Source organism: Rodentibacter sp. (assembly GCF_057314195.1).
Genome location: NZ_DBHLAM010000030.1, coordinates 1 through 23,115 on the forward strand (window position 1 = coordinate 1; position 23,115 = coordinate 23,115).

General features: G+C 43.3%; 17 protein-coding genes and 1 CRISPR repeat array. Of the genes, 6 read left to right on the top strand and 11 right to left on the bottom strand.

The window, feature by feature from the left end; translation table 11 throughout:
- The 9 genes from ACO59Y_RS04500 to dsbC form a co-directional block, all read right to left on the bottom strand.
- The coding region (locus tag ACO59Y_RS04500) for a S1 RNA-binding domain-containing protein (protein WP_486131015.1) at positions 1-609 on the bottom strand (609 nt) is incomplete at its 3' end.
- A 97-nt stretch (positions 610-706) separates the two neighbouring features.
- The gene (gene cmk / locus ACO59Y_RS04505) at positions 707-1,378 is read right to left on the bottom strand and encodes a (d)CMP kinase (RefSeq protein WP_373604332.1); all 672 of its coding nucleotides are present in this window, start codon (positions 1,376-1,378) and stop codon (positions 707-709) included.
- Between the two features lie 47 nt (positions 1,379-1,425).
- A complete protein-coding gene (locus ACO59Y_RS04510) occupies positions 1,426-2,652 on the bottom strand; it encodes a M20 family metallo-hydrolase (protein ID WP_486131017.1) in 1,227 nt (408 codons plus the stop codon).
- The gene (locus tag ACO59Y_RS04515) at positions 2,649-3,149 is read right to left on the bottom strand and encodes an L-2-amino-thiazoline-4-carboxylic acid hydrolase (protein WP_486131019.1); all 501 of its coding nucleotides are present in this window, start codon (positions 3,147-3,149) and stop codon (positions 2,649-2,651) included. The genes ACO59Y_RS04510 and ACO59Y_RS04515 overlap by 4 nt, the downstream gene beginning before the upstream one ends.
- Before the next feature lie 10 nt (positions 3,150-3,159).
- Positions 3,160-5,535, bottom strand: a complete 2,376-nt coding sequence (locus tag ACO59Y_RS04520; protein WP_486131021.1) for an ABC transporter permease subunit — start codon at positions 5,533-5,535, stop codon at positions 3,160-3,162.
- Positions 5,536-5,843: 308 nt separating this feature from the next.
- Positions 5,844-6,533, bottom strand: a complete 690-nt coding sequence (locus ACO59Y_RS04525; RefSeq protein ID WP_373602814.1) for a 5'-methylthioadenosine/adenosylhomocysteine nucleosidase — start codon at positions 6,531-6,533, stop codon at positions 5,844-5,846.
- Positions 6,530-7,246: a thiol:disulfide interchange protein DsbA/DsbL gene (locus ACO59Y_RS04530; protein WP_486131023.1), complete on the bottom strand. Its 717-nt coding sequence runs from the start codon at positions 7,244-7,246 to the stop codon at positions 6,530-6,532. The genes ACO59Y_RS04525 and ACO59Y_RS04530 overlap by 4 nt, the downstream gene beginning before the upstream one ends.
- Complete coding sequence (recJ, locus tag ACO59Y_RS04535; RefSeq protein ID WP_486131025.1) at positions 7,239-8,966, bottom strand: single-stranded-DNA-specific exonuclease RecJ; 1,728 nt, start codon at positions 8,964-8,966, stop codon at positions 7,239-7,241. The genes ACO59Y_RS04530 and recJ overlap by 8 nt, the downstream gene beginning before the upstream one ends.
- Positions 8,967-9,028: 62 nt before the next feature.
- A complete protein-coding gene (gene dsbC / locus ACO59Y_RS04540) occupies positions 9,029-9,712 on the bottom strand; it encodes a bifunctional protein-disulfide isomerase/oxidoreductase DsbC (RefSeq protein WP_486131027.1) in 684 nt (227 codons plus the stop codon).
- Positions 9,713-9,844: 132 nt separating this feature from the next.
- Between dsbC and prfB the strand changes: the two genes are divergently transcribed.
- The 6 genes from prfB to cas6f all read left to right on the top strand — a co-directional run bounded on the left by prfB (position 9,845) and on the right by cas6f (position 18,674).
- Positions 9,845-10,943 (top strand): peptide chain release factor 2 gene (prfB, locus tag ACO59Y_RS04545; RefSeq protein ID WP_486131029.1). Its coding sequence is split into 2 segments (ribosomal slippage): positions 9,845-9,919 and positions 9,921-10,943, totalling 1,098 coding nucleotides; the frame shifts between segments, so codons are not numbered across the junction.
- Positions 10,944-10,995: 52 nt separating this feature from the next.
- Positions 10,996-12,504: a lysine--tRNA ligase gene (gene lysS / locus ACO59Y_RS04550; RefSeq protein ID WP_486131031.1), complete on the top strand. Its 1,509-nt coding sequence runs from the start codon at positions 10,996-10,998 to the stop codon at positions 12,502-12,504.
- A gap of 188 nt (positions 12,505-12,692) precedes the next feature.
- Positions 12,693-14,403: a CRISPR direct-repeat array (repeat unit 28 nt; unit sequence CTTCACTGCCGAATAGGCAGCTTAGAAA).
- A gap of 394 nt (positions 14,404-14,797) precedes the next feature.
- Positions 14,798-16,138 carry a type I-F CRISPR-associated protein Csy1 gene (gene csy1 / locus ACO59Y_RS04555; protein WP_486131033.1) on the top strand — a complete coding sequence of 447 codons (1,341 nt, stop codon included), beginning with the start codon at positions 14,798-14,800 and terminating at the stop codon, positions 16,136-16,138.
- Positions 16,139-16,147: 9 nt separating this feature from the next.
- Positions 16,148-17,107 (top strand): type I-F CRISPR-associated protein Csy2, encoded by a 960-nt coding sequence (gene csy2 / locus ACO59Y_RS04560; RefSeq protein WP_486131035.1) that lies wholly within the window; start codon positions 16,148-16,150, stop codon positions 17,105-17,107.
- Positions 17,107-18,111 (top strand): type I-F CRISPR-associated protein Csy3, encoded by a 1,005-nt coding sequence (gene csy3, locus ACO59Y_RS04565; protein WP_486131037.1) that lies wholly within the window; start codon positions 17,107-17,109, stop codon positions 18,109-18,111. Before csy2 ends, csy3 begins: the two co-directional genes overlap by 1 nt.
- 2 nt (positions 18,112-18,113) lie before the next feature.
- The gene (gene cas6f, locus ACO59Y_RS04570; protein ID WP_486131039.1) at positions 18,114-18,674 is read left to right on the top strand and encodes a type I-F CRISPR-associated endoribonuclease Cas6/Csy4; all 561 of its coding nucleotides are present in this window, start codon (positions 18,114-18,116) and stop codon (positions 18,672-18,674) included.
- A 46-nt stretch (positions 18,675-18,720) separates the two neighbouring features.
- Here the strand turns inward: cas6f and cas3f are convergent, their stop codons facing one another.
- Positions 18,721-22,014, bottom strand: coding sequence for a type I-F CRISPR-associated helicase Cas3f (gene cas3f, locus ACO59Y_RS04575; RefSeq protein ID WP_486131041.1), 3,294 nt, complete (start codon positions 22,012-22,014; stop codon positions 18,721-18,723).
- Entirely contained in the window at positions 22,011-22,976 is a 966-nt protein-coding gene (gene cas1f, locus ACO59Y_RS04580) for a type I-F CRISPR-associated endonuclease Cas1f (protein WP_486131043.1), read from the bottom strand. The genes cas3f and cas1f overlap by 4 nt, the downstream gene beginning before the upstream one ends.
- Positions 22,977-23,115: the final 139 nt, after the last annotated feature.

Sequence of the window (23,115 nt, forward strand, 5' to 3'; positions counted from 1 at the left end):
AGTTAAGTTTTTAACGATACCTTTAACTTCTGAACCTTCAACAAGATTTTCTAACACTTGTTCACGTTCTTGGCTACTTTCGGATTCAATTACTGCACGACGGGAAACAACGACATTATTACGTTTTTGATCCAATTTAATTACTTTGAATTCTAATTCTTTACCTAATAAGTGATCCGCATCACGAGCCGGACGAGTATCAACTAAAGAACCCGGCAAGAATGCACGAACGCCGTTTAGCTCAACTGTGAAACCGCCTTTTACTTTGCCGTTAACTAAACCGACAACAGTCGCTTTATCTTCGTAAGCTTTTTCCAACTCAATCCAAGATTCGTGACGAACCGCTTTTTCGCGAGAAAGTTTAGTTTCACCGAAACCATCTTCAACTGCGTCTAATGCTACGTTTACAGTATCACCGACTTGAATTTCAAGTTCGCCTTGTGCGTTTAAGAATTCGGCAACCGGAATTGCAGATTCGGATTTTAAGCCCGCATCAACAAGCACGAAACCCTTTTGGATAGAGACTACGGTACCGCTAACGATTGAACCTTGACGGGTTTCAAGGCCTTTTAGTGATTCTTCAAAAAGTTGAGCGAAAGATTCTGACATATAAATAATCTTCTTTAAAAGTTAATAACATCCACATTTAATCCATAAAATGTGGGGTTGATAATAAACGTCCGTTCGTCCTTGAACAAACAAAGTTTTAATTGTCTATGCGCTGTCGAATATAAGTTAACGCTTGCGCAATCACTTGGTCGATGCTCAATGCGGTGCTATCCAGCAACAACGCATCTTCAGCCGGTTTAAGGGGGGCTACTTGGCGATTTCTGTCACGAAAATCGCGATCTTTTATCTCGGCTAAAATCTGCGCAAAGTTACCATTAATTCCCTTATTTTGCAACTGGTTATAACGTCTTTTTGCACGTTCTTCCGCACTGGCGTCTAAAAACAATTTTACTTGTGCATTTGGAAACACAACCGTTCCCATATCCCGTCCGTCGGCAATCAAACCATCATTTTTCGCGAAATCCTGTTGAACTTGCAATAAAACGGCGCGAACTTGCGGAAAAATCGCCACTTTTGAGGCAGCTTCTGCCACTTCTTGGGTGCGAATTAAACGGCTAACATTTTCACCGTTTAACAAAACATTCACTTCGCCCTCTTGCGGAATAAATTGAATATCTAACTTACGTGCCAATTCAGCCAAAGCGAATTCGTCAGTCAAATCCACCGCATTTTTTAACGCCGCTAATGCCGTAACCCGATAAATTGCTCCGCTATCAAGCAACGCATAGCCTAATTTTTCCGCCAAGGCATAACACAAGGTGCCTTTTCCGGCTCCGCTCGGGCCATCTACGGTAATAATTATTCCCATCATTTGTCCTCACCAAAAAGATTCTGCGTATTATAGTGAGAATTCAGTTATTGCGCTAATTTTAATACCGCATGGAAAAGCATATTACAGCCCTTCTCGCACCACTCATCCTTAATATTTTCCGATTCGTTATGGCTTAATCCGTCGATACAAGGAATAAAGAGCATCGCCGTCGGCATTTTGTCGTTTAAGTGGCAAGAATCATGCCCGGCGCCGGAAACAATATCTTCCCGACGATACCCTAGTTCATCTGCCGTTTGTCGGAGCGTTTCAAGCAACTCGGAATTAAACGTCAAGGGCGCCAGCTTTACTACTTGATTAAGTTGAACAGCCAATTGATGCTTGTCGGCTACATCAGCTAAAATTTGGCGAATTTCCCGATCAATTTGCTCTAAAGAATGCCGGCTAGGATGACGTACTTCTAAACTAAAATTAGAGCGACCGGGAATCACATTCGGTGAGTTCGGTGTAAGTTGAATTGAGCCAACTGTAACCCGCCCTTGATTTCCTATTTCCCTCAACCCCAATTCATTGAATCTCACCATTGCTTCCGCCATACCAATGCCTGCATCACGACGCAGATTCATCGGTGTTGTTCCGGCGTGAGAAGCCAACCCGTCTAATTGAATTCGATACCAATTTTGCCCTAATGCGCCGCTCACAATACCGATATCCGTATGATTACGTTCAAGAATCGGCCCTTGTTCAATATGAAGTTCCAAGGCGGCATGAGGTTTATAATCGGAAAAATCATCGTTACCTAAATAACCGATGCGTTCCAATTCCGATTTAACGCTTATGCCCTGTTTATCTTGTTTCTTAAACGCTTCGTCAAGAGACAATTTTCCGGTAAAAACCGCGGCGCCCATCATTGCAGGAGCAAAACGCGCACCTTCTTCATTCGTCCACATCACAAGATCGACAGGACGTTTGGTTTCAATGCGGTGCTGATTGAGCGATAGTAATACTTCAAGCCCCGCCAACACGCCATAAATTCCATCATAGCGGCCGCCTAACGGTTGAGAATCCCCATGCGAACCGATCAAAATCGGTGCTAATTGAGCTCGTTTGCCTTCCCGTCGAACAAAAATATTGCCGATAGCATCAACTTTAACGGAAAAACCCGCCTGCGTTGCCAGCTTAATAAAATAGTCTCTCGCCAATTTATCCTCATCAGATAAAGCAAGACGCGTCACACCGTTATTTTCAGTTTTGCCGAATTGCGCGAAATCATGCAGTAATCCCAATAATCGCGCACGATTAATTTTTATCATGAGTTGCTCTCATCAGATTGCAATTGGTATCTAAAATCGCAAAAGCCGTCGCCATTCATGACGGTATGCGGCCGGGTTAATTTCACATTCGGCGCATAACCTTCGATAAATTTACTGTCGCGATTACAAGATAAAAGAAAGCCGATTTCTTCTAACCCCATTTCTTTATACATTTCCGCATAACGGCAACGATGTACGTTATAACTGTATTTTTCATGAGTGTTATCCAGCACTTCAATCCGTAAGGCATCATCTTTTTCCCACAAATATTGCAACGCCACAAAACTTTCTACGCTGGTGCCCTTCGGTTCGCGTTTGGCATATTCTTTGCCCGCCTCCACGGCCGCATTGGCGACTGCTTCTTCAATGATGGATTTAGCTTTTTCCAAGCCAAATTCACGTTTCATAATTTCATAGATTGGTTTAATAATTTCCGCTTCGATTTTACGTTGCTGCAAAATGCCAATTTCAACAAATTCAGGAAAATCTTGTGACATAACTCACTCCTTAAATACTAAAATCATTTAATAAAATTTCATTATTGATAAAACGACGTACGCGCGGATCATCATTTTGTCTTAGCTCGTTCGGTGTTTGTAAGAAAGCAATCTCACCGGAATCCATAAAGGCAATTTTGTCGGAAATTTTTAATGCGAATTGCATTTCATGGGTTACGATAATCATAGTCATGCCTTCTTTCGCCAATTCTTCCATAACCAGCAACACTTCACCGACCAATTCGGGATCGAGTGCGGATGTTGGCTCATCAAACAACATAATTTTTGGTTTCATCACCAAGGCACGCGCAATCGCCACACGTTGTTGCTGACCGCCGGATAATTGATGCGGATATTTATTGGCATGCGCCAATAACCCGACTTTATCCAACATTGCCAAAGCCAATAAACGCGTTTCATGTTCCGCTTTACCATGATATTCCGGCGCTAATAAAAGATTTTCTAACACCGTTCTATGCGGGAACAAATTATAGCTTTGGAACACCATGCCCAAATCGACAATTTTATCTTGTGCATTTGAAGCGAAGTGTTTGCCATTAATAAATTCTTCCCCTTCCAGATAAACCTTGCCTTGATCGAGCGTTTCCAGACCGTTGATACTTCTAATCAAGGTTGTTTTACCCGAACCGGAAGAACCAATAATCGACAGTACTTCGCCCCATTTCAATGAAAGATCGATCCCTTTTAATACTTCCACATGGTTGAATGATTTTCTTAAACCTTGAACTTTCAACGCATCTTCGCCATTTTGTTTTTCTGTCTTAACCACCGAATAAGGCGCAAGTTCCGCTTTGTTCACGTCAACATTTACATCGTCATGCGCTTGGCGCAAGGAAACATCAAGTTTATTCTCGAATTTCTTTAACAACCAAGTCAGTAACGTCACGATAACTACATAATAAAACGCCACCGCCAACAAAGTTTCCAACACCAAGAAATTACGGGTATAAAGTTGTTGACCGACCAGCAAAATTTCAGTTAATGAAATCACCGAAACCAACGAAGTTAATTTAACAATCGTAATATATTGATTGGTTAACGGCGGTAAGGCGACTTTTAATGCTTGCGGAATCACGATTAAACGCTGAATGCCCCAGAAACGAATACCTAACGCTTTTCCCGCTTCATATTGCCCTTTCGGAACGGCCGACAAGGCGCTGCGATGAATTTCCGCAATATACGCCGATTCGCTTAACACCATAGCAATTAAGCCAGCCACAAACGGATTCGATAACAACACGGAACTCGCCGGCCAAAATTGCGGCACGTTATAGATGAAAATTAATAAAACCAATAGCGGTAAACTACGGAACAACCAAATATAGGTTTTGGTGAATTTATTAAAAATTTTATTGTTTGATTGTGAACCTAACGCAAGGATAAAGCCCCACAAAATAGCAAAAATCCACGTTAAGGTACTTAATTCTAAAACGGTAAGCACCGCATTCCAGAAATCGCTATTAAGCAACAAACCGCCTAAATAAGCCCAATTAAATCCTTTTTCCGCAATAGATGAAGTTCCTTCGGAATTTACCGCAATAGCTTGTTCAATGGCATTTTCCAATCCATTAGCTTTTAACAATTCCGCATTCGGAAATTCAAGATTGTACTTTTTCAACAATTGTTCATAAGAACCGTCAGCAAGCGTATCTTTAATCGCCTGTGCAATTTCCGCTTTGCCTTTCGCATCGTCTTTATTGAAAGCCAAGCCGATTAAAACCGGGTAAAGTTGTGCCTTATTGGTAATTTTTAATTTCGAACCTAATTGATCAATCACCATTTGCGCCACAGCAGCATCTTCATATTGCACATCCACACCGCCGGATAACAGCGCTTGAGCAGCCTCCGGCGCACTCGGATATTCTTTCACCACGAGTGGCTTAAGATTGTTTGGTGCACAATATTCTTGCGAAATTTTCTCCATCGTCGGAATCCACGCCGCACCTTTCATTGAAGAAATGCTTTTACCGCATAAATCCTCCAATTTTTGCGGCGCAAAAGAATCGTTACCGCGCACAACAAGCACACCACCGGTTTGCAAATACGGGAGAAAATCCACTTGTTTAGCACGCTGCGGATTCACATACAACGCGGAAGCCACCACATCATAATGCCCGGCATTTAAACCGATAATAATGTTTTCAATGCGGGTATCCTTAAATTCGACTTTTTTGCCTAAATTCTGCCCGAGTAAAGTCATTAAATCAGGATCGAAACCCGCTGCTTTGCCTTGCTCTAAATACGCGTAAGGCGCATAAGTCAAATCGATTCCCACGCGCAATGTTTTTTCGTTTTCGGCTTGAGATAGCGCAGCATAAAACAATACCACAAACGCAAGGCCGACCTTTTTGATGAAGTTAAGCATATATTTTCCTATTTTTGTCATATATGGGCGGCTATTTTAGGAAAAACCTTTATAACGCTCTAATAATTAATCCCGCTATAATATTCCATTCCGTTCTATAAAAATAAACGCCAAAAAAGATTCTGTAACCCAAATACAAAACAATTTCCGCATTTATCGAACAAAACTGATGTATCAAAATAGCACCGCATTGAACGCGGTTTCAATGCGGTGCTATTTCGGCAGTCTAATAACAAGTTGACGCAAGTACATCTTCGCCGAAAAAAAGCGCATTGCCTAAACAATGCGCTTTTCTCAAAATTATCGAATTACAATTTTTCTAACATGCCCAACACTAAAGCCGAGGATTGTTTCGCAGCGAGCGGTAAAAATTCTTCAAATGAAAGGCTTGCCTCTCCATCACCCGCATCGGAAATCGCACGCACCACGACGAAAGGAACATTAAAGGCATGACAAACTTGCGCAATCGCCGTTGCTTCCATTTCCACCGCGGTAACATTCGGGAAATCCGCCTTAATTTGAGCTATTTTTTGTTCGCTATTAATAAAGCTGTCGCCGGAACAAATTAAACCGCGTTTGACCGATTGGCCTTGTTCTTGGGCAACTTTTTCGGCTAAATCGGCCAATTTTTTATCCGATAAAAACGCCGCCGGATTAGCCGGCAATTGGCCTTTTTCATAACCGAATGCTGTGACGTCCACATCGTGATAACGGGTTTCATCGGAAATCACAATATCGCCGACTTTTAAACCTCTTGCGACGCCACCGGCGGACCCCGTATTGAGCACCGCATCGGGCTTGGTCAGTTGCAACAGTGCGGCAGTGCCTATCGCCGCAGCGACTTTACCGATACCGGATTGCAATAACGCCACCGCTTTGCCGTTAATTTTACCTTCTAAAATTACTGCGCTTGCCACACGCGTTTCTGTTTTGTCGGTCATTAAACCACTTAAAATTTCGACTTCTTGCGCCATTGCGCCGACAATGCCAATTTTCATTCTTTATGCTCCTGTTCTAATTTATTGATTAAATAGTCTAATACCGCCACGCTGTAATCGTCATTATAAAGCGTGCTGGCGGTCAGTACGTATCGCCCACCGATTACCACATAAGGATAGGTAAATACGCCATACTCTTCCGTTAATTCGACGGCGTGCTTAACCCGTTCTTTCACTTCCGGCGAATTTTCCGTTTGGCTAAAAAGCTGTTTATCAAAACCTTGTTGCTCCGCCCATTTAAGTATTTTAGCCGGCGAGGAAAGCTCCGCATAGCGAGATTTTTCCGCCGTTTCAAATAGCAATGCATCGGATAATTCATCCGCATTAAGCGCTTTCAGCGTGTAAAAAACACGTGCGCTGAATTGATTTTCTGCCGTGGCAACGGGATATTGTTCCAGTGCAATTTTGTTGGCGCGCATTTGTCCGTACAGTTCCAGAATATCTTGCGCCGACGAGCAAACGCGACAATCGTAATCGAAAAAAAATTGCACGCGAATTCTATTATCCGCGCGCTGCGGCTGCCTGACGGGTTCTTTATAAGAAAAATAATCGCGCCCGTCCTTAAAGCGGGTTTGACTCGGCGCCGGTAAATGCGGTTGAATACGGGCGGAAAAATCCCTACCGGAAGACTCCGCGAGCACCGCATTGGAAGCGCAAAGTAAGCCGACGCAAATCCAAGGCAATGCTGTCCGCCATGTCATTGTTTTAGCCATCGATGGGTTCGATATAATCCACTAATAATTGCACACTACGATTGCCGCGAAATTCGTTAATATCCAATTTATAGGCTAAACGCGCCTGTTTAATGGATAAATCAGGATATAATCGCGGGTCGATATTAAAGACGACGGCATCTAAAAGTGGCCCGCCGCGTTTCGGCTCCACCAACATTTTTAAGTGATTTTGATTTTGCCCGATAGCACGCTGCTCTAAAATGTTGAATTCCCCGTCGAAACAAGGTTCCGGAAACGCTTGTCCCCAAGGCCCACCGGCTTTTAACAATTCCGCCGTTGCTAGAGTAAATTCGTCTTCGCGCAATTCGCCATCGCTCCAAATTACGCCTTGTAAATGTTCTTCGTCCAACCAATCGGTAACGGCTTGATTAAACGCTCGTCGAAAATCATCGAAACATTCCTCGCGAATTGTCAATCCCGCCGCCATCGCATGTCCGCCAAATTTTAAAATCATATTCGGCTGCTGCGAATAAATACGCTCTAATACATCACGCATATGTAGGCCTTCGATAGAACGCGCCGAACCTTTCAGCACACCCTCGCCATCTTGTGCAAACGCAATGACGGGACGGTGATATTGATCTTTAATACGCGACGATACAATGCCTAGCACACCTTGATGCCAATCCGGCTGATAAAGCGCAATGCCCATCGGTAATTCATTGGAAAATCCGGTAAAATTCCGGCAAATTTTTAGCGCTTCCAACTTCATTCCTGCTTCGATTTCTTTGCGGGTTTGATTGAGCTGATCAAGATCGAGCGCTAATTCGCGCGCGCTTTGCATATCCTTGGCGAGCAATAATTCCACACCAAGCGACATATTATCCAAACGTCCCGCCGCATTAAGACGAGGTGCAATAGAAAATCCGAGATCAGCGGTAGAAAATTGTTCCGGATTGCGATTCGCCACTTCCGCCAAGGCAATAATCCCCGGCCGACAACGCTTGGCACGAATACGCAGTAAACCTTGATGGATTAAAATGCGGTTATTTTGATCAAGCGGAACGACGTCGGCAACGGTGCCAAGCGCGACGAGATCAAGCAATTCGGTGAAATTAGGTTGTGTTTCTGCGCTGAAAATCCCTAAATTGCGAAATTCGGCGCGCACCGCCAACATTAAATAAAATGCCACCCCCACGCCGGCTAAGGATTTCGACGGAAAAGCGCAGTCGTTTAAATTCGGATTAACAATCGCATCAGCCGGTGGCAACGTATCCGGCGGCAAATGGTGATCCGTAACCAAAACGCGCACGCCCTTTTCTTTTAAAAACGCAATGCCGTCAAACGAAGATACGCCATTATCCACCGTCATTAAAAGTTGCACGCCTTTTTCCAGCGCCATTTCCGCCACCGGAATGCTCAAGCCGTAGCCTTGTTCGAAGCGATTCGGTAGTAAATAATCCACATCATTAAAGCCCAGCTGACGCAATGCGAGCACCGTCAATGCGGTGCTGGTGGCGCCGTCCGCATCGAAATCGCCGACAATAATAATTTTTTGCTGTTGCCGGTATGCTTCCAACAATAATTCCACAGCGCGTTCGATGCCATGAAGTTTATTCGGGTTCAGCATACATTTTAAAGTGCGGTCTAATTCTTGACTGTTTTTGATGTGGCGTGCGCGATAAAGACGATCCAACAACGGTGCTTCCGAAACAGCTTCTCCGACGGGAATTTCGCGACGTTTGATGAGTTTGTTCACGACAATAATAGAGTAAGAATTTAATTGCTATAAATAAATCGGTGGGCTATTGCCCACCTAAATTATCCTTCTAACGCCGCCAATAAATCGGCTGGTTTTAAGTAACCACCAATCACTTCGCCGCTTGAAGTGACAATACTTGGCGTGCCTTTTACACCGAACTGAATGCCAAGTTCATATTGTTTTTTCACGATATTCGGCGTTTTCACTTCCTTCGGCAAATTGCCGTTTTCCGCTTCATTCAAGGCAAAACTCGGATCTTTCGCTGTCCAAATCGCTTCCATTTGTTTCGCGCTTTCAGCATTCATCCCCGCCCGCGGAAATGCTAAATAACGCACGGTAATGCCGAGATCGTTATATTCTTTAATTTGCTGATGTAATAAATGGCAATAATGACATGTGATATCCATAAATACGGTTACAACATGTTTTTCATTTTTTGCCGGATAAATAATCATCTCATTTTTAAATGAATTCAGCTTATTTATCAACATCTTACCATTTACATCAAGTGGCCCTTTAGCGGTTAATTCGTAAAGTTTACCTTGAAGCGCATATTTTCCGTCTTCGGTAATATAAAGAATTCCCTCATCGGTTATTACGGTTTTAATACCGGCAATCGGCGAAGCATTGATTTCAATGTTTTGCGCGCCAAGGGCTTGCAATTTGTTCTTAATCGCGACATCGTCCGCCAGCACCGCATTGGAGGCGGCGACAAATAAAAACGCAGTTAAAATTTTCTTCATTTTTTGTTCCTAAATTTGTTAAATAAAACCGGGCGAAATTATAAAGAGATTCGTAATTTCTGCAAGCATTGCACTGTTAATAATACGTAAAATGACATATAATCCGACGCTTTGTGACTGAGTGTATTTATCATGTTTGAAATCAATCCTATCAAAAATAAAATCACCGATTTAGCCGACCGCACTGCCGTGCTTCGGGGGTATCTTTGACTTCGATGCGAAAGTTGAGCGTTTAGAAGAAGTCAACGCCGAATTGGAACAGCCTGATGTGTGGAACAACGCAGAGAAAGCGCAGGCGCTCGGCAAGGAACGCGTTTCTCTTGAACAAGTCGTAAACACGATTAAAAATCTTGAGCAAGGTTTAGAAGATGTAGACGGCTTGTTGGAACTTGCCTTAGAAGCGGAAGACGAAGACACCTTCAATGAAGCTGTCGCAGAATTAGACGAACTGGAACAACAACTCGCCAAACTGGAATTCCGCCGTATGTTCAGCGGCGAACACGATGCTTGTGATTGCTATGTAGATTTGCAGGCGGGCTCCGGCGGTACTGAAGCACAAGACTGGACGGAAATGCTGTTGCGTATGTATTTACGTTGGGCGGAAAGCAAAGGTTTCAAAACCGAACTCATGGAAGTCTCCGACGGCGATGTGGCAGGCTTAAAATCCGCCACCATTCGCGTGAGCGGCGAATATGCTTACGGTTGGCTACGCACGGAAACCGGCATTCATCGCTTGGTGCGTAAAAGCCCGTTCGATTCCAACAACCGTCGCCATACGTCTTTCAGCGCAGCCTTTGTCTATCCGGAAATTGATGACGATATCGATATTGAAATCAACCCTGCCGATTTGCGCATCGATGTGTATCGCGCCTCCGGTGCAGGCGGTCAGCATGTGAACAAAACCGAAAGTGCGGTGCGCATTACCCATATGCCGAGCGGTATTGTGGTGCAATGTCAAAATGGACGTTCCCAACATCAAAATAAAGATCAAGCCATGAAACAGTTAAAAGCAAAATTGTTTGAAATGGAAATGATGAAGAAAAATGCTGAAAAACAGGCAATGGAAGAAAGTAAATCCGATATTGGCTGGGGCAGCCAAATTCGTTCTTATGTGTTGGACGATTCCCGCATTAAAGATTTGCGCACCGGCGTGGAAAATCGAAATACGCAAGCGGTGTTGGACGGTGATTTAGATCGTTTTATTGAAGCAAGTTTGAAAGCCGGCCTCTAAAGTGCAGTCATATTTCCCAGAATTTTTTATTTTAAAAACAAGGTAAACAAAAATGTCAGAACAAGAAGTAAAAGAATTAGACCTGAACGGCGAAATGCGCGTTCGCCGTGAAAAATTAGCCGCATTGCGTGCCAAAGGTAACCCATTTCCGAACAAATTCCGTCGTGATGCGTTAGCACAAGATTTACATACACAATACGATGCAGAAGAGAGTGAAGCCTTAAAAGAAAAAAACATTGAAGTTGCTGTCGCCGGTCGTATTATGACCCGCCGCGCAATGGGTAAAGCCACGTTTATCACTATCCAAGATATGAGTGGAAAAATCCAGCTTTATGTGGCACGCGATAACCTGCCTGAAGGCGTGTACAAAGACGACGTTGGTCACTGGGACTTGGGCGACATCGTAGGCGTAAAAGGCACGTTATTCAAAACCAAAACCAACGAACTCACCGTGAAAGCCACCGAAGTTCAACTGTTAACCAAAGCCCTTCGTCCGTTGCCGGATAAATTCCACGGTTTGACCGACCAAGAAGTGCGCTATCGCCAACGTTATTTGGATTTAATTTCTAACGAAGAATCCCGCCGTACTTTTGTGATTCGCTCTAAAGTAGTTGCCGGTATTCGTGAATATTTCCTTTCTAAAGGCTTTATGGAAGTGGAAACCCCAATGTTACAAGTGATTCCGGGCGGCGCGGCGGCGCGTCCGTTCGTGACACACCATAACGCGTTGGACGTGGACATGTATTTGCGCATCGCACCGGAACTTTATTTAAAACGTTTAGTGGTCGGCGGTTTTGAGCGCGTGTTTGAATTAAACCGTAACTTCCGTAATGAAGGCGTTTCCGTTCGTCACAACCCTGAATTCACCATGTTGGAATACTACCAAGCCTATGCGGATTACCACGATTTAATGGATAACACCGAAGAATTATTACGCAAACTTGCTATCGATATTTTAGGGACGACTATCGTGAAATACGGCGAATACGAATTCGATTTCGGTAAACCGTTCGAACGAATCACCTTACATGATGCCACCATCAAATACGGTGCAGACAAAGGCATTGTGAAAGAAGATTTATACGATATTGATCGCGCGAAAGCAGTTACGGCTCGCTTAGGTATTGAAGTACAAAAATCTTGGGGCTTAGGCAGCATTGTGAATGCGATTTTTGAAGAAGTGGCAGAGCATCATTTAATCCAACCGACGTTCTTAATGGCGCATCCTGCGGAAATTTCACCGCTTGCCCGTCGTAACGATGAAAACCCGGAAGTCACCGACCGTTTTGAACTCTTCATCGGCGGACGTGAAATCGGTAACGGTTTCTCTGAATTAAACGACGCAGAAGACCAAAATGAGCGTTTCGATGCGCAGGTTGCCGCGAAAGAAGCAGGTGACGATGAAGCGATGTTTAAAGACGAAGACTTCGTGGTTGCATTGGAACACGGCTTACCACCAACAGCCGGCGAAGGCTTGGGTATCGACCGTTTAGCAATGCTCTACGCTAATGCACCGTCTATCCGCGATGTGATTTTATTCCCGGCAATGCGCCAGAAGTAATTTCTTATCACGATAAAAAGGAAGTCCTTCGACTTCCTTTTTAATTCCATCCAATTTTACCCTTTATTTTCACACCCCAAATTTATCCTTTAAAAACAATAGATTAAAAGATAACGATAAAAAAGGGATTTTCTTTCCTAAATAACCCTATAGCTTGGTATACCCCGCATTTTCAATTAAAATGCCTACTTCACTGCCGAATAGGCAGCTTAGAAACAAACATCCTGGAATAATCAGCCAAATTCAGGCCTTCACTGCCGAATAGGCAGCTTAGAAATGCAGTCAACTTGGCGTGCGGACGCGAAAAGTCTTCACTGCCGAATAGGCAGCTTAGAAAAGCCTCCGCAATTATTTCTTGTTGCAGTGTGTCTTCACTGCCGAATAGGCAGCTTAGAAAACATCACCGCCGGAGCCATAAGGCACATTCAAACTTCACTGCCGAATAGGCAGCTTAGAAAGTTGTTGTTTTCATAAATTGGGGTGTCATGATCTTCACTGCCGAATAGGCAGCTTAGAAACAGCAACATCAGCTGTAAATGAGAGCACGATTACTTCACTGCCGAATAGGCAGCTTAGAAATTAAAGATTTATCAAGCCGCCTTCTGGGTGCGCTTCACTGCCGAATAGGCAGCTTAGAAAAATCTATTATGTGCTCCCCATAAGTGGTTCCGCTTCACTGCCGAATAGGCAGCTTAGAAAACGATCGCGCGGAAAACGGATGACATATCGTTCTTCACTGCCGAATAGGCAGCTTAGAAAGATTGCCGGTTGTGCATTGCGTAAAATTACGTCTTCACTGCCGAATAGGCAGCTTAGAAAAATCCAAATCAGAATTCCAAAAAAACTATTCTCTTCACTGCCGAATAGGCAGCTTAGAAAAAAGCGGCAGGAGACAAAATGACACTTCATGACTTCACTGCCGAATAGGCAGCTTAGAAATGATAAGCCTTTTCCAACACCTGTTCGGATGTCTTCACTGCCGAATAGGCAGCTTAGAAAAGCTCGAAATCGTCGAAGTCGGAATATTCAGTCTTCACTGCCGAATAGGCAGCTTAGAAAAAAACCCGGAAACGATTTTTATTGAGGTTGAGCTTCACTGCCGAATAGGCAGCTTAGAAAATTTGGGAAAACTAAACGGAAAGGGAACTTCGCTTCACTGCCGAATAGGCAGCTTAGAAATCGAACGGTTCGGCTTCCGGTTTGCGGGATTTCTTCACTGCCGAATAGGCAGCTTAGAAAATCTAAGGAATCTAACCCAGAAATATAAATACCTTCACTGCCGAATAGGCAGCTTAGAAACCCAAGCTCTCGCCCCAACCGAAGGCTTGAGCCTTCACTGCCGAATAGGCAGCTTAGAAATCTCCCTGTGTTACACCTTTTTCCGACTCTCGCTTCACTGCCGAATAGGCAGCTTAGAAATCGAGATGGTAAAGTAGCAAAAATTGTTGATACTTCACTGCCGAATAGGCAGCTTAGAAATACCCGTGTAGAATTGACCGCACTTTAAACGCCTTCACTGCCGAATAGGCAGCTTAGAAATTCGCCATCCTGAGTAATACTGTAGTAGGTCTCTTCACTGCCGAATAGGCAGCTTAGAAATAATACTTGAGCGGTGACACTATGCTTTTCAACTTCACTGCCGAATAGGCAGCTTAGAAAAGTGGGTTTTGGATTATGAAAAGGCAGACACGCTTCACTGCCGAATAGGCAGCTTAGAAATAAAGTAACCGAAATTGAAATTCTTGGCGAAACTTCACTGCCGAATAGGCAGCTTAGAAAAAATTTTCTTCGCCCCGATAGACTGCATAAATCTTCACTGCCGAATAGGCAGCTTAGAAAAACAGTAAAGATCGCACGACATTAAATGCTTTCTTCACTGCCGAATAGGCAGCTTAGAAAAACCGCACATACTCGTTATTCATAATCCGCGTCTTAACTACCGAATAAATAGCTCGGAAATGGAATACCGAATTAGCACCGCATTGAACTCGCGTTACTACGGGATAAACAAATAAAAACATCTCAAAACCAACTGTATTGCTTACATAAAGCAATAAAAAGCATATGTTTAATATCTGAAAAACAGGTTTATTGCTATAATCACAAGCCTACTGAATAAGTAGCTTAGAAAATAGGTGTTTACTTGGAATCTTCACTACCGAATAGGTAGAGTTATTAATAACAAATAAAAATGATTTCGTGATCTTTCTCACAAATCTAAAATTATTTAGTTGTTTATTATTACATCAGGTATAAAATTATTTCCAATTTTAAACTCCTATGGATAAAAGCTATGACAACTAAAGCAACAGTAGTAAAAGCCATCCAACAATCTCTTGTCGAACAAAACCTAAAAAAATCCGGAGCCGACAGAAAAAAATTAGAGAATGCGAGCCTTTCAGAAAAAGAGGCGCTACTAAAAAAGATTGCCGAGTACGACGAAAAATATCGTTTTGATGTTTGGGTACCAAATGCAGCGCTTGTTTTAGCAAAACAGCTTTATTTTGGAACGCACATTTCTCGCGGCATTCATTCCTCCTCAAAAGGAGACAACGTAAATTTTCAATCTGCTCCGACGCTTTCTCCTGAACTTGTCGGTTCGCAATTAATCCCTAAATTAGAACTTGATGCAAATGGAAACGCGGCGGCACTGCCCTTAGCGGGTTTCTTTAATATTATTGTTGATGCAGAAAAAGGGGTTACACTGAAAGAATTGCTACTCACCGATGATCCTCGTCTCGAAGGTTGTTTTTCAGATGATCCGGAATTATCAAATCAATATAAAGTCTGCTTTCAAAATGCCTTAAAAGGTGATTTAACAAAACCGAGCAGCGATGAACGTAATAAACAAATTTTATGGGTAAATCACCCCGATCCTCAAGAAGATAATTACACTTGTTTAGTACCGTTATATCCATCCTCCTTAACAAACCATTTTTATTATAAAATCAATCAATTACGTTACTCTGACACGAACAAGCAGGCATTATCCAACCGCTATAAAAAAGATACGGAGCAGTTTTCCTACACAACGCTGCAAGGTATTGGCGTCACCGTTCTTGGCGGCACGAAACCGCAAAACGTGAGTCAACTGACCAGTAACCAAGGCGGGCGAAATTATTTGCTTCCTTCCCTTCCCCCAATTTTTAAATCACGAGAACAGATACGCTTAACCGAAAAACAAAAGACAATCTTTAATCGTCGTTTAGCTTATGTTTGTAGCGATGGATTAAATATGTTGTATGAAGTGGTCAGAGCAGAAAAAAATATTTATCCAGAGAGGGACAAGCGCAAGTTTGCACTGGAGTTAATTGCACAAACGGTTTTAATGCAGGCTGAGCGTATTCAAAAAACGCATCCGGCGGGCTGGAGTAAAGACTATTTGCTTAACGAATATCAAAAGTACTGGTTAGATCCAAACCGTGCTGAACTTGATGGTGAAGAGATCTTCCGACAACAGGCTGAACAAGATAATTGGAGCGCTGAAATTATTCATCAATTTGCTTCGTGGGTGAATGAATGTCTTAAACGAGAATTTAAGTCAATCCAAGAAGATTTTGCCAAACCGGAATACAACCAATGGCGCAGAGATATGGAAAAAGCCATTGCCACACAAGCCCGCTTAAATAAATAAGGATCCAATATGAACGCTGATTTTTATCTGGTTTTCAAACACATTAAAATTCAAGCAGCCAATGCGATTTCCGGTCCTTTAAGTTACGGTTTTCCGGCTATTAGCGGCTTTGTCGGTGCAATACATGCTTTGAGCCGTAAACTGAATGGCCAAGCAACATTAAATGGCGTCATGATTGCCTGCCACAATTATGAACTACAGGCTTATCAATCCACGCCATTTTCCGACCGCACTTTTGTCCAAACACGCAATCCCTTAAAGAAAAATGGCGAAACAGCACCGATTATTGAAGAAGGAAAAGTGCATTTAGAGGTTTCCTTGGTCGTTGAAGTACAAATTCCCGACAGAGCACTTTCTCGTCATATCAAAAATGACGCCGATTGTGATGAAGCCAAAGATTTCCTATCGAAGTGCAAAACACAGCTTATGCAACAACGAATTGCCGGCGGTTCCGTTTTCAGTATTGAAGACGTTCAGTTACGTCATATTGAGGAAGAATGGATAGTCAAAAGCCAATTACTTCCTGGATTTGTGTTGATGGATGCGCAAACTGAACTGATTGAAATCACAAAAGAATTACAACAAGGCTTGAAACAAGGAGATTTTGTCATTTTAGAGAAGAAGCCCGACAGCACCGCATTGGACGCCTTAATCGAAACGGCGGCGTTACACCATATTCCCAACCACCCTAATGCCAAAGCGAATGAATGGCAAAGTTATAGTGTTAAGCAAGGTAGAGGATGGCTTGTGCCTATTCCGGTGGGCTATCAAGCGATTTCCCCGATGTTTGATGCAGGACAGCTACAACATTGCCGCACACAGGATTACCCGAGCCAATATGTGGAAACCTTATATAGCTTAGGCAAATGGGTTTTCCCACTTAATTTACCGCAAGATTTATCCCGCTGTTTTTGGCGCTATACCGAACCTAAAAACGGCTTATACCTCATTTCACAAGGAGACCAATAATGAGCAAATCAAACACAACCCCAAGCGTACTCGCATTTGAACGCAATTTAGATATTTCCGATGCATTTTTTACGCAATGTAACAGCCAAGATAAAAATCCGGTTGAAGAAGCCGTTAAAATTCGTGAAAAATCTGTTCGCGGCACAATGTCTCATCGATTATCAAAAATTAAAGGAAATGATCCTACTAAGCTAGATGTAAATATTGAAGATGCCAATCCACAAACTATCGATGTTGCTACATTAAATGACCAAAATGATACTTTAGTTGCTCGTTTTACCTGTAAAGTGTTACCGTTTAATGGTAAACCTTGTGTATGTAACAATCTAAATTATCAAGATAAAGTCATCAAAACCGTAGAAGATTATGTACAAAACAAAGGTTTCTCCGAATTAGCCAAACGCTATGCCGCCAATATTGCCAATGCCCGTTGGTTGTGGCGCAATCGAATGAATGCGGAAAGCATTAAAATTAAGGTAGAATTTAATGACAAAACGCTCACTTTCGATAATGCTAAGGCCCTTTCATTAAATCACTTTGATGATGAATCCGTCGAAGTCAAAGCCCTTGCTGACTTCATCGAGTCAGGATTAAGCGGCAAACAATTTGTAATTTTAAATGTCACGGCCTATGCCAAAATGGGTTATGGACAAGAAGTTTATCCCTCACAAGAGCTTATTCTTGACTCCAACAGTCGCAAAAGTAAAACGCTCTACAAAGTTGAAAATGAAAAAGCGGCCATGCACTCGCAAAAAGTGGGCAATGCTATCCGCACTATTGATACATGGTACAAATCCGATGCCGAATTCCCTATTCCGGTGGAACCTTATGGCGCGGTCACCAATTTAGGCACGGCGTTTCGCCAACCAAAAGAAAAATTAGATTTTTACACCTTATTCGACAACTGGGTCTTAAGCAATAACGTTCCCGAGGTTGATCAGCAGCATTATGTGATAAGTGTCTTAATCCGTGGCGGTGTATTTGGTGCAAGCGGTAAGGAATAACCATGACACAAACCCACTACATTGAAATCAAAGCGATTCCGCAGGTGGATATGTTGCAAACGGAAGTCATCAGCTTCTGTTTGCAAAAACTTCACCAAATTCTACCGTACTTTGAAGGCAGAATCGGGCTGGCGTTTCCCGCTTATGGCAATGACAAAACCCTTGGGGGCATTATTCGCTTATTCGGTTCGGAAAATGATTGCGATTCTGTTTACATTAAATCGCAAGAGCTGCGCGATTACGCGTTGCTCAGCGAAGTTATGCCGATTCCGGAGAAAGTCAGAAGCTATCGTATTTATCAACGGGTTCAGATGAAAGGGCAAAGCGCCATTCGACGGGCGGAAAAACGTTTAACCGCACAAGGTAAATGGAGCGAAGAAGTGCGACAAAATATGCTGCAAAAACAAGCGACTCAACGTGTCTACCCACATGCGCATTTGAAAAGCAGCAGCACAAAACAGCAATTTATTTTAGCCATAAAATCCGTCTATAAAGCAAAATCTGTCGAAGGATCTTTTAGTGCCTACGGTCTAAGCCAAAAGGCCACTGTGCCACATTTCTAAAAATATAGCCTGTTTAAATTCGTTTTAAACAGGCTATAAACTTACTTTAATCCTCCCGCCAGAATCCCAAGGTTTCGTTAAAACACCATTGTCCCGCGCTTTCGTCTAAAGTGACCGTAGCGTATTTTAACGTGGTAGAAAGCAAACTTTCCTCATCCAAATCTTCAGCCAACTCACTTAATGCAAGTTGCAACGGCATATCTAACCAGATTTTGACAAAGCCATTACTTGCTTTTAACGCTTGATAACGAAATTCCGGCAAAGCGTCCTGCGGATTGTCCGGCGTTTCCCAAGCGCGTTCCTGTACACGAAAATACGGTGCGCCGTCTTCATCTAATAAACAGACAATATTGCGCTGTGCACGTGATTTCCGGAAACGGGTCATCAGAGGTAAATTCGCGGTAAAACGGTTACTCAAGTCATTTTGCCAATAGGCATTTACACAATTTATGTTTGGATTATTCAGTAAATCCGCCGTAGCTTGATGCTCCAAATCAGCCAAACAAAAGTGCGGTCGAAAATCTTCGCGTTTTATAATTCGGGGAATGGAGTCAATCCGTTCAAGTTGAGCGGGAGGAATCAATTCTTCAGTGCGGTGCGTTTCTAACGGATGCTGCGCATCTTCAAATCCGGGTTTATTAAAAATCACCCCGGGTTGTCCGGCTAACCCACGCCAATTGCTCGGCAATAACGCAATATTCGGTTGTTCTGCAATTTTATCGGGACGGTGCCGCCAAACGCGTCCGGCAAGCTGGATAATAGAACGCATGGAAGAAGGATCGACAATCGCCCAATCATAATCGTGGTCCCGACCGACTTCAGTCACCGGGCTACCTAACACAATAAACAGCTGATTTTTAGCTTGAGACTGAGTCAATGCTGCCATCACTTCTGACTGACCAAAAGCGTTTTTACTGTCCGTACGATTTAAAATGCGATCCAATTTTTCTTCTAACTTCGAGCGCAAAATCAATAATTGCTTGGAATGATAACAACATAAATGAATTTGATAGTCCTGCCACTGTGACTTCATCTCCAGTTGGAAAAGCTGCTTGGCAAGAGGAATCATCGGTTTAATATTGGCAAAACGAATTAAGCCGAAACTGATTTGTTTTTGTGTCACCGAGTCATATTCACTGTGAACCTGATGAAAAGCAATAGCTTGTTGCACAAGATATTCAGCTAAGGTTGCAGCATCAAATAATTGGTTTTCAATTTTCTTTAATGGCGGCAGCGACATAATTTGTGCTTTTCGACGCACCGGGGCATCGCGTAGTTTTTCCGCACGCTGTTGTACAAATTTTTGGTGCACCGTCTCAAATTCTTTAAGCGTCGCGCAAGTTGCCGATTTCTGCTTAAATTCATCGAACCAAGCGCAACACACTGCGCTTTGATTAATTCCTTGTTGGCGGTTATAAATCTCCCGACCGGCTTGATACGCACGGAATAAACCGGCAATGAAATCCGGCGTAAGCGTTGCGGAAGAAAGCAAAACGCGCGAACCAAACAAGCCGGCAAGATGCACTAAACGGGACAGCGCCGGTAAATCTTCTTGGTTAAAATCATCCGGTTCATCCAAAATTAAATCTGAAGTCAGTAAGCGCAACATCGGCACAATATATTTACCGCCCCGAGCCGTTTCACTCGCACCAACCAAATGATCCACCGTACAAGTTACAATCGGTGCATAAAGTAACTTCCGTGCTTTAGCATCCTGCAAAATGGCGGCAAACTTTTCATCCCTAAGCGCAGATTCAATAAAATCGGCACCGTAAACTTCATTTTCTTCAAATTCAAGTCGAGCAGATTCGCTGCCGTCATTTTCGTTTGTCTGTTGCAATTCATACAATTTTTTAACCGCGCTTCCGCCCACTAAAACCGCCAGTGAATCATCGCTCAACGCCAATTTTGTTTGTAGCGCCTTACCGGTTTGCAGGGTCAATACACGGAGTCCCAATGCGGTGCTGAAACGGGCACCTTTTTGCGGATCAGCCAACGCATACATAATGCGCGCATTACCCAAGGTTTTGCCGCAACCGGTGCTCGCCAAATTCACGGCAAATAAACCGCACTTTTCCGTCTCGGCACGAATGGATCTAGCCAAATCAAAGGCGTTATTCTGCCACTGAAATCGCGGAATTGACGTGCGTTTAGCAAAAGGTTTGTGCTGTTTCACGGTGGGCAATTCCGTTTTCAATTTTGGCAATAAGCGGGAAAAATAAACCGCCGTTTTGCAAACGCCCAGCAGATGTTCATCTAATGCCTGTTTCGGTTGATGATTTTTATCCGTATTGGCAATTAATTTATGTCGAAAATCTTTATCGCCCAATGTACGCTCTGCCGGCAAGGACGAATAATGATGATCGCCCACCATCAAACATAAACGTGTCACTAATAGAAAAAACGGATCAGAAAAATCCATGGTAAGTAACGAAGGGTGATTTAACGCTTTTCTCGCCCAACGGCTCATTGTTTTTTGCCAAGATCGACTGTCCATCGCCAAAAAATCAAATTGCCAGAATTGCTTTTTATTGGGGTAAGTGCTTTTCTCGTTTTTTACCCACTGATCAGCGGGATAGAATTGAAGCTGATAAAACGTTTCCCACCTAGCGTCATCCAAATAAACTCTCTTTTGGCTTCTTACGTTTAATTCCCTATTTACTTCACTGAAAAATGGCAAACGATGGTGCGATGTGATTAACCAAATCAAGGTTCTTGCTAAAGGCGGTAAATGACTAAAATCCGCATTATTCACGATTTTAGGTTCATCAATATTGAGCGCTTCCAGCCAATTTTCTTGATATTCCGCCCAGTTTGCCAAACGTTCCAACCACTCCTGATCGGTTTGGCACCCGGCAATCATGGCTTCAAAGAGGCGGGCGGAAATCCATTCATGACGAAAAGCATCCGCATGAAAAGGCGCGTTAGGCTTCAATTTCAACTGAAAGGCTTTGCTCGCTTTACCTAAATCATGCAACAGCGCCGCAAGTGCGGTCACAATTTGGATTGAATACGCCGATAGCCAACCTCCTTCGTCTTCGGTACGTAAAATATTGCGTTTGGTGCGATTCGTCGGCACACGCCCTTGCGTATTAAATTGTGATTTGTCGCCCACAACCCAAAGCAACTCCGTTAAATTTTTGCCATGCGTCCAATAACAAGCCACCGCCGTATTTTTGCGTGCGGTTTGTCGTAGCATTTTATGGAGAGTATCCAGCCCGGCTTGGGTAATAGGCGTTTGCCACACACGATCACCGCAACGTTCGGCAAATTGATCTAAAATGCGACGGGTTTCCGTTAACGCATTTTTCTGACATTGACTAACCAGCAAAATGTTCATTGCGCAGCTCCTTGCACGGCTAATTGTTTCAAGCCATCAATAATCAAATCCAAAGCCTCAAAACGGGCAAAGTTTTCAATACAGGTTTGGCGAAATTCTTTTTCCGTATCGCCATTTTGGGAAGAAATAAAAGCTTGCGGCAAAATCATCGCATCTTTAATCATATCCGCCGCATCAAATACCAAACCACCACGGCGTGTTTTCCCATGCAACACCGCCAATCCGTGTGGCAAGCCGAGTACCCAACAGGCTGTTGCGCCAAGCCCATACGCCAAATAATTGCCGTGATCCAGTAATTGATTGGTTAAATCAATGCTATTGCCCCGTTCGCTACGCACAAAGTCCGGATCGCGAAGGGTAAAATAATTGGCTAATTTATACACTTCTTTGGTAAAGCGTCCTTCTGCGGCAAGCAACGCCTGACTATTCGGCGCGTGTTGAAATTCAGTCCGAAATTTCTGAATGACGGAATCAAGCGCTTTCGCATCAATATCCCAATCCAATTTTTCCCAGCTTTGTTGCAAAATTTGCAATCTGATTTGTTGCAGTGATTTCGCTGCGTCTAAACGTTTCATATCGTCAAACCAAAAAGCACACCACTGCTGTAGATATTCCACCGGGCGATATTCGCTTTGCGGGCTGAAAAAATCACAACCGATTTCCGCTTCCGTGCCGTTAAACAGCGGTGTTCCGCCGCCGCTACAAAACCCCACCATCACCCCGGCTTTGGCAAGCTCACGCATCGCCGCTTGTGTAATGGAAGTTCCACTGCCCAACAATAGACAAGTCGTATTCGCAATAGGAATATTCCAATACAAAGATTCATTGCCTTGGTCAGTCACATATTCCACGCGCCCGCCATTGAGTAAAACCCGGCAATGTTCTAAATAATACAAGTTAGCGCGTTTGGAATGCAGAATGGTTTTAAGATCGGAAGAAGGGATATAGGGCGTTTTAGACATAAAATTTTCCTGCTTTTTTTGATACGACGTAGAAACGAGACCGAACGATTCAATTGCTCACTTTATATTGAGCGATGTTGAACTATAAAAATAGCACCGCATTGAATGCGGCTCCAATGCGGTGCTGTTTTAGCATGTC